Consider the following 15,863-nt stretch of genomic DNA (forward strand, 5'->3'; position numbering starts at 1 on the left):
TCCGTGAAGGTGGCCGTACAGTTGGTGCTGGTGTTGTTGCAACTATCGTTGAGTAATCAACTATAGTGATGCATTAAGCATTAAGAAAAACCCGAGCTTAGTCTCGGGTTTTTTTATGGGTGAAAAAGCTATCAGCTATCAGCTGTCAGCTTTCAGACGTCAGATTAGATCGAGAGGGTTGTTTACTTCTGTGTATCACTCAGCATTCGATCAGTTTATTCTTCAGGTAGGTTGGTTTGAGCGGAGCGAAACCCAACGTAAACAGTGCTATCAGCTTTCAGACGTCAGATTAGATTGGTGGGGTTGTTTAGTGTGGTGTCTCGCTCAGCATTCGGCCTGTTCATTCTTCGGTAGGTTGGTTTGAGCGGAGCGAAACCCAACGTAAACAGTGCTATCAGCTTTCAGACGTCAGATTAGATTGGTGGAGTTGTTTTGTGTGGTATCTCACTCAGCATTCGGCCTGTTCATTCTTCGGATAGGTTGGTTTGAGCGCAGCGAAACCCAACATAATCCATGTAAACCTTTTCTTTGGTAAACCCAACCATCATAAAAAACTCCCAAGGTTATGCTTGACCTATAACCTAGAGCCTTTACCCTCGCTAACTCACACCTAGCAGTTAACCCTATTATTTCCCCTAAAACTAATTACTTACTTATATCTAAAGTCGTTTTGGTTTCATCATTTCGTCATGAAAAGTCACTTTTTTAGTAACAATGCCTTCTTAGTATGGCTGCGCTAATTATCCAAGTGCAGTTTAGTTAGCACTCAAATTCTTAAAATAACGTACTAACGGAACGTAACGATGAAAATTAATAAAATTGCTACTGCAATTGGTTTAACGTTGGCATTGTCAGCGACAGCCAATGCAGGTGTGTTACCAGACAGTCAAAAACAAAATGATTGGTATAGTGCCGCTGAAACAAAATTAACGGAAAAAGAGGCGGCGGCTCAGGCTGAGCAAACGTTTAAAGCTAAAAATGTCATTTTATTTGTTGGCGATGGTATGGGTATCTCAACGCTGACTGCATCTCGTATCATGGCGGGACAAATGGAAGGCAAGTCAGGCGAAGAAGGCTTACTAAGCTTTGAAGAATTTCCATACTCAGCGCAAATCAAAACCTATAACGTTGATGCGCAAACCCCTGACTCAGCGGGCACAATGACAGCAATTATTTCAGGTGTTAAAACCGATGTAGGTGTAATTGGTGTTAACGAAAATATCGAACGTGGCGAGTGTGCAACTGTTGCTGGTAACGAGTTAATTACCGCAACAGAACTGGCAGAAATTAAAGGTCTAGCAACAGGTGTTATCTCTACGGCGCGTATTACTCACGCAACACCGGCTGCAACCTATGCAAAATCAGCTGACCGTAACTGGGAAGACGTATCAGATATGCCGGCTGATGCTGTAGAAGCCGGTTGTGAAGATATTGCCTCACAACTTGTAAATTTTGAGAAAAACCTAGAAGCACGCTTCGTAGGGACTGACGTAGATGGTCTTGAAGTTGTGATGGGCGGTGGTCGTCGTCACTTCTTACCAAAAGACGCAACGTTTAACTCAACTGATGCAGTGAGCGAAGTAGAAGGTGACCGTACGGATGAGCGTGACCTAACGGCTGAGTGGCAAGAAATGTACCCTGATGGTAAGTACGTCATGGACCAAGCAGGCTTCGATACACTAAATGCTGACAGCAAACGTGTATTTGCATTATTTAACGAATCACACATGCAATACGAAGCAGATCGCGCTAACGATGTAGCGGGTGAACCGTCATTATCTGAAATGACAGGTAAAGCAATTGATATCTTAAAGAGCAATGAAAAAGGCTTTTTCTTAACGGTTGAATCAGGCCGTATCGACCATGGCCACCATGCGGGCAATGCTTATAACGCGTTAAACGATACCGTTGAATTTGCCAAAGCAGTGCAAACAGCAGTTGAGAACACCAACCCAGAAGAAACTCTTATTCTTGTTACTGCCGACCACAGCCATGTATTCACTATCGCGGGCTACCCAAAGCGTGGTAATCCAATCTTAGGTCAAGTAGTTGCTATTGGTAGCGAAGAGCCAAGCCTTGCGGCAGATGGTATGCCTTACACCACAGTTGGTTATGCTAATGGTTTAGGTTTTCGCGATTTAGGCGATGAAACCGACGCTGATGCATCTTATAGCGAAGCGGCATTTGCAGGCCGTGTTGATTTAACGGGTGTTGATACGACTACTCCTGGTTATCACCAAGAAGCCACTGTGCCACTAAGTTCAGAGACTCATGCAGGTGAAGATATTTCACTGCATGCAAAAGGTCCAGGTGCGCAACTAGCACAAGGCGTTGTGGAGCAAAACGTAATTTTCCACATCATTAACCAAGCTCTAGAACTAATTGAAGAATAATGGCGACGACGATGAAAAAACTAAATTTAATTTCTCTTGCTGTAGTAGTGGCATTAGCGGGTTGTTCTGATGACGATGACAACTCACCAAAAACATTAACCATTGAAAATACATTAGCTGTTGGCTCTGAGCAGTGCGTAAACGGTGGTACAGAAACCCTTACCGGTGAAGATAGCAACGATAACGGTGAGCTAGACTCAGCAGAAGTAACGGATACAAGCGTTGAATGTAATGCACCAGCAACGTCGTTAACGGCATCGCAATTAGCGCCGTTGACTGATAATGAATGGTTCAAGTCAGCACAAGTTAAAGTCGCTAGTAGCGAAGAAAACATTGCTGCCGTTGTAAAAGAGTCAGGTAAAGCGAAAAACGTGATTCTGTTTGTTGGTGACGGCATGGGTATTTCAACTGTCACAGCAGCACGTATTATGGCCGGTCAACTAGAGGGTAAGCTAGGAGAAGAACATCAACTAAGCTTTGAAACACTACCATTCTCAGGGTTTGCTAAAACCTATAATGTTGATGCGCAAACACCAGATTCTGCGGGTACGATGACAGCAATGGCATCGGGCGTAAAAACGGATGCAGGGGTTATCGGTGTTGATGAAGACATCGAACGTGGTAACTGTGCAACGGTTGCAGGTAATGAACTAGTCACAGCCACTGAGCTTGCTGAGATCGCCGGTAAGTCGACTGGTATTGTTTCGACAGCGCGTATCACTCACGCAACGCCTGCAGCAACCTATGCAAAATCGGCTGACCGTAACTGGGAAGACGTATCAGACATGCCAGAAGCGGCAGTAACCGCTGGCTGTGAAGATATTGCATCGCAGTTAGTTAACTTTGAAGCAAACCTAGAAGCACGCTACGAAGGCCTAGATGTTGATGGTTTAGAAGTTGTCATGGGCGGTGGTCGTCGTCATTTCTTACCGAAAGACGCAGCGTTTAATTCTGCTGATGCTGTTAGTTCAGTAGAAGGTGACCGTACAGATGGTCGCGACCTAACAGCTGAATGGAAAGCTAAATACCCAGCAGGTCAATATGTGATGGACCAAGCTGGTTTTGATGCAATCGATGCTGAGTCAACAGAGCGCGTATTTGGTTTATTCAATGAATCACATATGCAATACGAAGCAGATCGCGCAAATGATGTAGCTGGCGAGCCTTCACTTGCTGAAATGACAGCAAAAGCAATTGATGTTTTAGATAACAACGCCAATGGTTTCATGCTAACAGTTGAAGCTGGCCGTATTGACCACGGTCACCACGCTGGTAATGCTTACAATGCACTAAGCGATACAGTTGAGCTTTCAAAAGCAGTCCAAGTTGCTCTTGATAAAACCAGCATCGAAGACACTTTAATCATAGTAACAGCTGACCACAGCCACGTATTTACCATTGCAGGCTACCCAAAACGCGGTAACCCAATCTTAGGTAAAGTGGTACCTGTGGGTAGTGATGAACCATCACTTGCAGCAGATAACATGCCATACACAACGGTTGGTTATACCAATGGTGGCGGTTTCCGCGACTTAGGTGATGAGACTGATGCTGATGCAGGTTATAACTTTGCGCCGGTAACGGGTCGTGTTGATTTAACTGATGTTGACACAACAACACCAGGTTTCCACCAAGAAGCCGTTGTACCACTAGGCTCTGAAACACACGCAGCAGAAGATGTGGGTGTGTATGCAGTAGGCCCAGGTGCACATTTAGTAACAGGCACTAATGAGCAAAGCCTTATCTTCCATGTTATGGATTATGCCGCTGACCTTGTTAAACAAGCCGATGCTAAATTAGCACAGTAATGAGTTCTTGGGAGGCTCTGAGCCTCCCTTACTCAATTAGTTATAAAGTAAACCAGACAAAAGAGAATCCCGTGAAAGCAGTCATCTTACTTGCCTCATTACTTAGCCCACTAGCTGTTGCAGGGCAATGCGATATGAACACCGGTTTTACGCAAGCAGACTATACGGTCACAACAGATATAGTTGCTAATAAGCAGCATACTGAAAACACCTTTACCCTTTGGCGTACGCCTCACCAGGTGGCTAAGCAGAATCCACAGTTTATTGAATTATGGCAACAGTTGCGCAATCAACAAATTCGCCCAATTCGTTATTTTCAGCATGCCCAGCGTGGTATTGAGTATCAACCATCGGAAGTGCAAGGTGAACAAGATTGGAGTAGCAAATATCAGCTAGTAAGCGATAAGTTTTTAACCTCAATGACGCACCAAAAAAGCACGGGTGAAGGCTGTGAGCTAACAGAGTATTACACACAACAGCAGGGTGAGAGCAAAATAGAGCTAAGCTGGCTTGCCAATCAAAAGTTACTCAAAGCAATTCGTATTTCAACACCCACTTATAGCCGTGAAATTGCTTTAACAGCCAATCATCACAACCAGCAAAAGGTTGAGGCAGAGTTTGCGAAATGGGATAACTATCAAACGACCGATTACGCAGATATCGGTGATAATGAAAGCGATCCGTTTTTAGCTAAAATGATCAACTTAGGGTTTGTTGAGCATGGTGCAAGTGGATTTTATGATGCGCAAGGTAATCAGCTCAAAGGTGAGCATGGCCATCATCACTAATTAGTACCAACCACAAAAAAAGGCACCAAGGTGCCTTTTTTATTGTTTAATTACTTAGCTTAAACCTAAAATGCATAGTTCCAAGATAGATTTACAGTACGGCCAGTGCCTGCAAAATAGCGAGTTGCCGATGGGTTTGTTTGCCCATAATAAGTGATGTAGTACTTATCTAGCAGGTTATCGATACCTAGGCTAAATACACCATACTCAGCACTTTGATATTGCACTGATAAATCAACGGTTGTGTAGCCGTCAAATTCTTCACCAGTATTAAAGTCGCGGTCAAACACTTTATTAACTTGTAAGCGGCTAGACAAACTTGCTGGCCATTGTTGCTGCCAGTGAAGGTTTAACCGTGTCGGTGAAATATTGCTGCCGCCTAAGTCGCTCTCTACTTTATTGTCGCCATCACCGTCATATTGGCCTTCTGTATCAGCGTAACTTGCACCGAATGTTGTGCTGTTAGTTAGGTAATACTGTGCATTGGCTTCAAAACCTGAGATCTCAGTGCGTTCACGTTTTACACTGTAAATACCATCAGCATCAGCTTGTAAACGAGAGCCTAAGTCTGAGTCAGATTCAAAGTAGCTGGCTTTAATGTTGAAGCTATCGCTTGCATATTCAAAACCTAATTCGCGGTTATCAGAAATCACAGGTTCTAGGTTTAAGAAACTTTCAACCGATAAGCCAGCTTGGTTTATACCACGCAGTACACGCCCCACATCGGCCATGCTAAAGCCTTCGCTGTAGCTTGCGTAGAAACGAAGGTCATCAGTCACTTGGTAGACAACACCTAAGTTCTCTAATAATTCGTTAAAGCTTGGCTCACCGCCTTCTACAAAGCTGCTGTTGTAAGATGCTAGGGTAGTAAAGTCATCTACTTTTAATTTGCCGTACTCGTAACGAACACCGGCATTGAAAGTCCAATCTTCTAAGCCGTCATAACGTAGCTGAGCGAATGGTGCGATGTTATTAAACTTGGTTTTTGGCACCCAATGACGACCTGTTTGCGCAAGCTCTTGGTATGTTTCGTCAGAAAGTAAATCGATACCGGTCGCAATATCAAACTGGCTGCTTAATAGGTTATCTTTATTATAAGTAACGCGACTTCCAAACTTTTGTGACTTGTTTTGAGATTGGTCGTAAAGGTTTTCACCAAATTCAGGATCTTGGAAAGTGCCAAATGTACCGCCGCCATACATTGCCGCAAAATCTTGCGTGAATAACTGAACTGCAAGGTTGCCGCCAGCGATATTCGTGTGGTTGTAATCAAGGGTGAAAGTTGTTACACGGTTGCGTGGTGCATCACCTTCTATATCGCCTTTTTCAGCTGATGTGGCAAGGCCTGTTGTTGGGTCACCATTAATAGCAACAAAATCTTCATTACCCTCAATTTTGTAGTGATTCAGCATCGCTTGAATACTTTGTTCATTATCAAGCTGATATTTAACTTTTAAAAATAGGTCTAGGCTGGTTGAGTCTTGCGTATCACCTTGTGTGCCATCTAACCCAACAAAGTCTCCGTTACCATCGCGATACATACCTGTACTACGAGCCGATACACCACCAATAAAGCTAATATCATCTAGCTGTTGGCTGAATAAGTAGCTGGCTTTATAGCTTTGGCTGTCGCTGCCACCGTCTGTCGGAGTGCTAAACCCCGCGCTCATTTGGTGATTAAAATCGCCTGCTGATTTTGTGATGATATTAATAATACCGCCGCTTGCGCCCATGCCTTGGATTGCATTAGCACCACTGATCACTTCGATGCGTTCGATCATAGCAGGATCAATTGTATTGCCGTCACGAGAACCATTACGCAACGGGTTCGACTGAGGTACACCATCAATCATGTATAGCGGTTCACGGCCACGTAGTGTTTCACCTGCACTGGTCATTTTTTGACGACTTGGTGAAAAGCTCGGTAATAAATTACCTAAAATTTGCGATAGATCTTGAGTGTGAGCAAGTTGCTCAGCAATGTCTTCACTGGTAATAACGCTGATAGTTGCAGGTACAGTACTAACAGGTGCAGTACTACGCGTTGTAGAAACAGTAATACGCTCAATATCTTGAGCCTGATTTGCTAACGCAGCGATAGGAGTAAGTAAAAAAGGAAGCGCAAATTTCATTGACATCATTAAATCGCTATATAATTGTTATTAAAAATTGTTCGTATTTATACATGTGTTTATTGCCGCAATCAATATTGTGTAAAGGCTATAAAAACTTGGTTTACTTTGGTTTTTCTGTAAGTGACTGATAATGATTATTTAATTTTTCTAAACGGTTATTTAATTAATTTAAAAATAATTGGCAAAAAAGCCGCTTGTTGATTACCGTTAATGAAGGAGGAACAGCCATGACAAAAATAAATACAAAACACCCAGCGGGTACTTTCTGTTGGGCCGAGTTATGCGCAAAAGACTGGCAAGCTGCAAAGCAATTTTACACGCAACTTTTTGACTGGGGTTTTGATGATCAGCCAATAGGTGAAGACATGTATTACACCATGCTGCAAAAGCAAGGTGATGATATTGCCGCTATGTATCAACTGCCAGCAAGTATGAGTGAGATGCCAACCCATTGGTTATTATATATTGCTGTTGATGACGTTGACCAAAGCACTGAGCTGGCAAAATCATTGGGGGCAACGGTTTTGGCAGGGCCACATGATGTCATGACAGCGGGTCGCATGGTGATGCTGCAAGAACCTGGCGGCGCAACATTTGCCTTGTGGCAAGCGGGTGAGCATATCGGGGCTAAAAGAGTGCAAGAGCTTAACCTACCTTATTGGTTTGAGCTTGTGTCGAAAGACATGCAAAAAAGTCGCGACTTTTATTGTCAGTTATTCGGATGGCAGTTTGAGGTGAAACCCATGGAAGGTATGGACTACACCTTATTCACTATTGATGAGCAACCGATAGCAGGCATGCTCGAAATGACCGATGAATGGCCAGATGATATTCCACCGCATTGGATGCCGTATTTTGCGGTAGCAGATTGCGATCAGGCGGTTGCCAAAGCAACGCAGCTTAATGGCGCTATTTGTGTGCCAGCAACAGACATTCCAGATGTTGGACGTTTTAGTGTGATTACCGACCCACAAGGGGCCGTTTTTTCTATTCTTAAGTCAACCATTGATGAATTAACTTAAGCTCTTGGTTTTTGCCAATCTGTCCCAAAGTATACACCTAAGCCTCATCAAGATGCAGAAACTCGCACCTTGAGGTGGTTTAGGTATAAATCCCCCAACTAAGGAGCAGATTGATGACTAAGCATGTGGTGGTTACAGGGGCCAATAAAGGGATTGGTCTTAATTTATGTAAACAATATTCAGCCAAAGGTTACCGTGTTACCGCGGTGGTTCGCACCCCAAGCGAAGAACTTCAAGCACTCGATGTGAAAATTATTAGCGACATTGATGTGGCTGATGCCGATGACGTTGCAACACTTGCCAATTACTTACACGGCGACAAAATTGATATTTTGGTTAATAACGCCGGTATTTTTCACAACGAAACATTCGCTGATATGGACTTTGCTGCCATCGAAAAGCAAATTAGCGTGAACAGTATCGCGCCTATTCGTATTACGCATGCATTACAGCAAAGTTTAGGCATTGATGCTAAAGTGGCGATGATCACATCGCGCATGGGCTCAATTGCTGATAACGGCTCGGGCGGTTACATTGGTTATCGCATGTCAAAGGCGGCCCTTAATGCCGCGAGTGTTAGTTTAGCCTATGAGTTAAAAGATAAAAAAATTGCTGTTGGCTTATTTCACCCAGGCTTTGTACAAACGCAAATGGTTAATTTTGCTGGCGATATCAGCCCTGAAACTGCAGCAGAGCGTCTCATCAAACGTATTGATGAACTAAACCTAAGCAACACAGGTGGGTTTTGGCATTCAAATGGTGAAACGCTACCTTGGTAATACTTTTTTCACTGTTTTTATAACTCGGTTAGTTAGTAGCTAAAAAGCTGCTAACTGCTGATAAGTTTCGCTAATTTTTGAACTTATAGTTTGCTATACTCGTACAATTAAAAGTCATTTTGATGTAGAGAACAGCACATGGAATTAGAGCAAAATAGCGAATTAACCCTTCCTCTTTTTTATTTCGATGAAAACCTTCATAGCCGCGATATTGAATCTCCAGATCTATTATTACATGTAACGTTAAGCGAAGAGTTACTCGCGCAGCTTTGTCAAAACCCAGCTGCTGATAGCAGTGTCGCTATTGCTATTAATGAATATCGTCTTGAAGCGTTAAATGATGATTATCAAGTATTGATTAATAGTGAGCACGACGCGCAGTTAACTTTAGTTCGCGGGCCATTATTGAGCGCAATGCTTAGCTGTGACAATGATCAAACTTTTGTGTCGCCGCAAGTAGATATGATGCCAACCTTCGATTTAGGTGATGACGTTGAAGATATCGAGGAGGAAGGATGAGAAAAACCCTCACGACCGTATTCGGCCTTATTCTTTTAAGTGGCTGTGCATATTTAGGCGCTGCTCATTACGATGAATTGTTTGGTGAAGAGCAACCTAGAGAGCGTGTTGTTGCTGCATCAACACTTGAAGGCGCCGAGTTTTTAAGTGACGTAAAACCTATTCTTGACACTCGTTGTGTGGTTTGTCACGGCTGTTATGATGCACCTTGTCAGCTTAAGTTATCTTCTGTGGAAGGAATTGACCGAGGTTTAAGTAAAGAGCGTGTCTATGATGGCACACGTTTGCTTGCACAAGAGCCAAGTCGTTTACTATTTGATGCTACAACCACAGCTCAGTGGCGTGAAAAAGGCTTTACGCCAGTGCTTAACGAGCGAGTACAAACCGAAGAAGCGAACCTAGCGGGTAGCGTGCTTTATAACTCTTTGGTGCTTAAGCAAAGCAGCCCTCTGCCTAAGCAAGCTATTTTAGGCGATGAGTTTGATTTTTCACTCGATCGTGAACAAACATGCACCACAATGAATGAGTTTGATTCATTTGCTAAAGATAATCCACACAGTGGTATGCCATATGGTTTACCGGGGATCTCAAGCGAAGAGTTTCAGCACCTTGCTAAATGGCTCAGAAAAGGCGGATATCTTGCTCATATTGAGCCCCCTGAAAAAGGCGTACTTAAGCAAGTGGAGCGCTGGGAAGCTTTCTTAAATCAAGATGGTTTAAAGCATCAACTAGCTGCTCGTTATATTTACGAGCACTGGTACTTAGCGCATATTTATTTTCCTGAGCATGGCGATAAACACAGCTACTTTAAACTAGTTCGCTCTTCGACTCCGCCGGGAGAAGAGATCAAGCATATTAGCACGCGTCGCCCTTATGAAGACCCTAAAGTTGAACGAGTTTACTATCGTTTAATGCATGACCGCTCGACTATTTTAGCTAAAACACATTTACCTTTAGCATTAAATGATGAAAAACTTGCCCGCTTACATTCGCAATTTATTGAAGCTGATTATCAAGTAAATAAATTGCCAAGCTATAAGCCTGAAGTAGCATCAAATCCGTTTAAAGCTTTTGCAGCAATTCCAGTAAACTCGCGTTATCAATTTATGCTTGATGAAGCAGAGCTGATAATCATGGGCTTTATTAAAGGTCCTGTTTGTCGTGGTCAAATCGCGTTAAACGTGATTAACGATCAGTTTTGGGTTGGTTTTGCTAAGCCTGAAATGGCGGCGACACCTAAAGTCGGTGAAATGTTGTTACAACATGAAGATGCGCTAGCTTTACCAGCAGAAGAAGAAAGTAACGCTTTACCGATTTCTAGTTGGGTAAAGTACTCAAAACGCCAAAACAAATACTTATCAGCAAAAGTTGCACTGGCAAATAAGATGTTTGAGAACGGTCAGCACCTTACCACCGATTTACTTTGGCAAGGTGATGGTCATAACCAAAATGCAGCGCTGACGGTGTTCCGTCATTTCGATAGTGCAACGGTTGTAAAAGGTTGGATAGGCCAGCAACCAAAGACTGCTTGGATACTCGATTATGCCTTATTTGAGCGTATTCATTACCTGCTGGTGGCGGGGTTTGATGTGTACGGCAATATAGGTCATCAGCTTTTAACTCGTTTGTATATGGACTTTTTACGCTTAGAAGGCGAAGCGAATTATCTGGCGTTATTACCAGAAGCTAAACGCAAAGAAGTTAAAGCTCAGTGGTATCGTAAATCGCCACCTAGTTTAACCAGTTTCTTTGAAGATGAACTGTCATTTAGTCAACCTACTGGCATTGAATTCAAAACAGCAGATCAGCAGTCTGAGCTGTATAACATGCTTAAAGAGAAGCTCAAACCAATTTTGAGTCCTCGTTATGACTACACCAAAGTGCCAGAACCGCTTGCACAAATAAATGATTTGCCTGTCAAAGCAATTAATCTACTGCCGCAAATTTCGTTTGTGTTAGTCAAAGAGGGCGATGAACAGCACAAAGCCTATACTCTTATTCATCACAATGCTCATTACAATATTTCGAGTTTATTGAATGAAGAAGGGCAGCGAGCTTATGACGAAGATACTGTAACAATTGTACCGGGGTTTATTGGTGATTACCCAGAAGCAATTTGGTATCTACATAACGAACAACAGGTTGCTGCATTTGCAGCTGGGCTTGCTAAAGTGACTGATGAGTCGGCATATAGAGACCTGAAAAGCGAATTTGCGATTCGTCGAACGCACCCTCAGTTTTGGCAATACAGCGATATTTTGCATCGTGTAGCTAAAGAGTACCGAGGTGTCGAATTTGGGTTATTTGATTATAACCGCCTCGAAAATAGGTAACCTTTAAGTGCTTGCTTTGTTTGTTGATAAAGCCCACTTAATAGTGGGCTTTACTGCTTAATTTAGACTAGAATAAAATAAAAAAGATCAGAGAAATGCATGTTAAACCTAGTTATTGATATCCGTAAAAGATATCGCTGGGGGTTATTAGCGATAGCGCTTCTAATATCCTTGTCAGCGGCCTTGATTCAATCTTTGTTGTATATCCAAAAGGGTGATGCCGAGGTGATCAATATTGCTGGCAAGCAACGAATGCTCTCTCAAAAGATTGCTTTGCATGGTAACGCATTAATTTATGACAAGTCTCTGCCTGTAAAGCAACAGCATCGCAAGCTGCTACAAGACACCGTTGAGCAGTTTATTGCAGGTCACCAGTTTTTGGTTGCTCGCGATGGTCCAAATACGTTTCGTCATTTAAATCAGGAGTTAGAGGCACATTACTTTGCCGCTCCAATTAATCTTGATGCGCGTGTTAAACGTTATGTTAGCAAAGCACAGAAGTTATTAAATAGCCGTGACGACTACACAGATTTTGACGGGCCAGTTTTCGAAACTCAACAAGTTGAAGTCTTATTAAATGAATTAGATGTAGCTGTTGAGTTGCTTGAGCAAGAGTCTGTAAAAAAAGTCACATTTATTGCAACAGTTGAATTAATATTTTGGTTAACGGCTTTGCTGTTGTTATTGATTGAACTATTTTTTGTCTTTAAGCCAATGGAATCATTAATCGCTAAAACAATTAATAAGTATCAAACTCAAAAAGAATATGCGGAGCAAATAAGCAAAAATAAAGAGCGCTTTATAGCTCGCGCAAGTCATGAATTTCGAACACCAATACAAGGCCTTACAGCCTCTATTGAAGCGCTTGATATCAATGAACAACAGCTCGCAACTAAAAAACAAGCTGTTTATTGTGTGAATAGATTAGTCGCAATGTTAGATGAACTTGTTGATTTACAACAGCTCACAACAGGAAATTGGCAATTAAACCCGAGTCGTGGAAATTTAAAGTCGACTCTAAAACACGCGATCACCCCATTTGAATATGTTTGCGACGAAAAGAATATTCTGCTTAGTATCGATATTCCAGAATCTCTTAACAAAGATGTACTCACTGATCATGCTCGTTTACAGCAAGTTTTGGCTGAACTCATCAACAATGCAGTAAAGTTTACTGCTGAACAAGGTCGAATTGCGATCACAGCAAGAAGCCAAGGCGAACAAAACTATATTATTGAAGTGCAAGATAACGGCAAAGGGTTTGAAAAGCCACCGACCGATATACTCAGCTTGGAAAATGATAGCGAGCAACATTTTCAAGGCCTTAAAACTGGTTTGTTGAGGGTGGTGCATATTGTTAAAGCTTTGCAGGGGAATATTGAGTTTTTAAGTGCTCAACCGCAAGGTGTTAAAGTAGTGCTCAGCTTAGAGTTAAGTAATGCCGCTGGTGATGACGCTGAGGTTTTATTACCCAATAAGTTACACTGCTTAATTGTGGAAGATAATCAGTTGAATGCCACTATATTAGGTCGTATTTTAGGGCAGTTAAATTACAGCTTTGATATCGCTGAAAATGGCTTAATCGCCACAGATAAAGCGTCAGATAAGCAGTATGATTTAATCTTTATGGATTTGAATATGCCAGTTATGGATGGCTTTAAAGCGATTGATATTATTCGTAATGAGCAGGGGCAACAGGTGCCAATTTTGGTGGTGACGGCCAATACATCAAATGATGATTTACAACGTGTGTATGAACTTGGGGCTAACCTACATGTATACAAACCGATCTCGCTAGATTCAGTGCAAAAAGCTCTCAGTATTTTATTTACCGAGAGCTCACAGGGATAACCAAAGCGTTAAATTAGTTTGTTACTTTGATGTCGCCAACCCCTACTTCAACGTCAATATCATGCAGTCCATTGCCTCGGTAGCTTGAGTGAGAGCTAACGACTTTGCGGCTGGTGTTAGCCTCTTTTTTCAAGCCGCGAATCTTGGTGTCGCCCACACCGGTATCCAGTTCAATGCGTCTGTAATCGTCAAGCGCACTATCAATTCTTACTGCGCCCACACCAAGCTCAATCTCAACTGAATTACTTGCGTCGTTAATTTCAATATCACCTACACCTAGCTCAACATCAATTGCCATTGATTTAGGCATTTTTACATACCAGTTTTGTTGAATGTCATCGTTATCTAATTTTAAGCTAAGTGAGCTGGCACTTTGCGAGTGGCTTAATTCGATATCAGATAAGTCAACATCAGAGCTGAACCAGCTATTGTCATTTTTTGGTTCAATGCGAACCGTAACCACGACTTCACTGCCGTCATAACTTTCGACTTCTAAGCTGCCCACCGGAAAATCAATATCAAGCTGGCTTGCGCCATTCACTGTAAAGTTATGATTTAGCTCACGTGAGTCTTTTGCCATTGCGTATGTTGTTGTAAGTGCTAGGCCTATTGCTGCTACACAAAGTAATTTTTTCATTGTCTGATTCCTGTTAATGACCTTTTATACCTTAGTCGCAGCCGTGTTCAAAAAAGGTTTAAACGATTTTTAATTTTTTATCGAATGCGGTAACGTCAAGCTAACGGTAACTTAGAATGAGGATTCAAAGTGCAACAAGTGCAGTTGGTTAATGTTCGAGCCAGCCTGAAGGGCCAAGGCAATGACGTTTATTATTTAGATGAGCTCAATATCAATGTATCGCCATTGCAGCAATGGGTTTTACTTGGCGCTAATGGGGCGGGTAAATCGGCTGTGGCCGCTGCCATTGCTGGTTTTGCGAAAATAGAGCAAGGCCAGTATGAGAATAGCTTTGAGCGTATAGCATTGGTATCGCCAGACAGCCAAAAGCAGCTCCTCGCGGCCGAGTTAACTAAAGATCAAGATGATATTATTGAGGGTGTTACGGCTACGAGTACAGTTTATGAGCTGATTATTGCAGGTCGAGACGAGCAACAGCTTGATAGTGATTTGCTACAGCAATTAATAAGCCTATTTGATTTTAGTGACAAACTTAGCAAGGCATTTCGCGATTTATCGACCGGCGAAACCCGCAAACTAATGCTGATTCAAGCCATAATCGGTCGACCAGATTTACTTGTGCTTGATGAGCCTTTTGATGGTTTAGATGTTACGGCAATGGCTGAACTTAATCAGCTACTCACTGAGCTTAGTAAAACAACGACCCTTATTTTTGTGTTCAATCGCTTAACTGAGATCCCTGACTTTGTGGATCATTACGCCTACGTTAAAGAGGGTCATGTGGCTCAGCAATTAGCAAAGCCTACAGCCGAGCAGCGCGATGATTTACTTAAGCTATTGCACCTTACTCATACTCAGCTACAAATACCTGAGGCAGATATTGACCATCAAGCGCCTCCGCTCACAGACTCTATGCTGGTAAGATTAAACAACGCATCAGTCAGTTATGGCGGCGAGGCTATATTTGAAAAACTAAACTGGCAAATTAACCAAGGCGAACATTGGCAGTTAACAGGTAAAAATGGCTCAGGTAAAACCTGTTTGCTGAACCTTATCACGGGTGATAACCCGCAGTGTTACAACAACGATATCAAGGTGTTTGGCTACCAGCGCGGCAGCGGTGAGAGTATTTGGCAAATTAAACAACACATTGGTTATATCTCTAACGCGCTGCATATGGATTATCGAGTGAGTATCACCGCACTCAATACGGTTGTTTCGGGCTTTTATGACAGCATTGGTCTTTACCAAAAAGCCACTGATAAGCAACTTGCCATTGCCAAAAAGTGGTTAGCGTTATTAGGTTTAAGTGATAAACAAAGCAGTTCATTCAGCCAACTGTCTTTTGGTGATCAGCGCTTATTGTTGATTGCTCGGGCTATGGTTAAACACCCTAACTTATTGATTCTTGATGAGCCTTGCTTAGGTCTTGATGAAGCGAATAGGCAGCGCGTGTTATTACTAATAGAAAAAATCTGTGCTGCAGGCACCAGCACCGTGGTGTATGTTAATCACCACGCGAGTGACAAAATAGTCGGTATCAACAATTATTTAGAGATGGCTGATTTCACAAAAAAAGCGCCATAAGGCGCTTTTTA

The 15,863-nt window shown here is 42.5% G+C and carries 11 protein-coding genes; 9 read left to right on the forward strand and 2 right to left on the reverse strand.

Annotated features, from left to right (window positions below):
• Window positions 1-803: 803 nt before the first annotated feature.
• From L1266_RS17290 to L1266_RS17300, 3 genes are all read left to right on the forward strand, one after another.
• Entirely contained in the window at window positions 804-2,393 is a 1,590-nt protein-coding gene (locus L1266_RS17290; RefSeq protein ID WP_054554097.1) for an alkaline phosphatase, read from the forward strand.
• 11 nt (window positions 2,394-2,404) lie between these two features.
• Window positions 2,405-4,201, forward strand: coding sequence for an alkaline phosphatase (locus tag L1266_RS17295; protein ID WP_235377994.1), 1,797 nt, complete (start codon window positions 2,405-2,407; stop codon window positions 4,199-4,201).
• 71 nt (window positions 4,202-4,272) lie between these two features.
• Window positions 4,273-4,989, forward strand: coding sequence for a hypothetical protein (locus L1266_RS17300; protein ID WP_235377995.1), 717 nt, complete (start codon window positions 4,273-4,275; stop codon window positions 4,987-4,989).
• Window positions 4,990-5,054: 65 nt separating this feature from the next.
• Here the strand turns inward: L1266_RS17300 and L1266_RS17305 are convergent, their stop codons facing one another.
• Window positions 5,055-7,121: a TonB-dependent receptor gene (locus L1266_RS17305; protein WP_235377996.1), complete on the reverse strand. Its 2,067-nt coding sequence runs from the start codon at window positions 7,119-7,121 to the stop codon at window positions 5,055-5,057.
• Window positions 7,122-7,351: 230 nt separating this feature from the next.
• Between L1266_RS17305 and L1266_RS17310 the strand changes: the two genes are divergently transcribed.
• From L1266_RS17310 to L1266_RS17330, 5 genes are all read left to right on the forward strand, one after another.
• Entirely contained in the window at window positions 7,352-8,146 is a 795-nt protein-coding gene (locus L1266_RS17310; RefSeq protein ID WP_138601202.1) for a VOC family protein, read from the forward strand.
• 113 nt (window positions 8,147-8,259) lie between these two features.
• A complete protein-coding gene (locus L1266_RS17315) occupies window positions 8,260-8,925 on the forward strand; it encodes an SDR family oxidoreductase (protein WP_235377997.1) in 666 nt (221 codons plus the stop codon).
• A gap of 138 nt (window positions 8,926-9,063) precedes the next feature.
• On the forward strand, window positions 9,064-9,444 hold the full coding sequence (locus tag L1266_RS17320) for a hypothetical protein (RefSeq protein ID WP_054554103.1): 381 nt from the start codon (window positions 9,064-9,066) through the stop codon (window positions 9,442-9,444).
• Window positions 9,441-11,777, forward strand: a complete 2,337-nt coding sequence (locus L1266_RS17325; RefSeq protein WP_235377998.1) for a fatty acid cis/trans isomerase — start codon at window positions 9,441-9,443, stop codon at window positions 11,775-11,777. Before L1266_RS17320 ends, L1266_RS17325 begins: the two co-directional genes overlap by 4 nt.
• Before the next feature lie 99 nt (window positions 11,778-11,876).
• Entirely contained in the window at window positions 11,877-13,628 is a 1,752-nt protein-coding gene (locus L1266_RS17330) for a response regulator (protein ID WP_235377999.1), read from the forward strand.
• 13 nt (window positions 13,629-13,641) lie between these two features.
• Here the strand turns inward: L1266_RS17330 and L1266_RS17335 are convergent, their stop codons facing one another.
• A complete protein-coding gene (locus L1266_RS17335; RefSeq protein ID WP_138601195.1) occupies window positions 13,642-14,265 on the reverse strand; it encodes a DUF4097 family beta strand repeat-containing protein in 624 nt (207 codons plus the stop codon).
• Between the two features lie 129 nt (window positions 14,266-14,394).
• Here L1266_RS17335 and modF point away from each other — a divergent pair, with 129 nt between their 5' ends.
• Window positions 14,395-15,852 (forward strand): molybdate ABC transporter ATP-binding protein ModF, encoded by a 1,458-nt coding sequence (gene modF, locus L1266_RS17340; RefSeq protein WP_235378000.1) that lies wholly within the window; start codon window positions 14,395-14,397, stop codon window positions 15,850-15,852.
• Window positions 15,853-15,863: the final 11 nt, after the last annotated feature.

The sequence above is a fragment of the Pseudoalteromonas sp. Cn5-37 genome, from assembly GCF_021532495.1.
In the GTDB taxonomy this organism is placed as follows: Bacteria; Pseudomonadota; Gammaproteobacteria; order Enterobacterales; family Alteromonadaceae; genus Pseudoalteromonas; species Pseudoalteromonas simplex.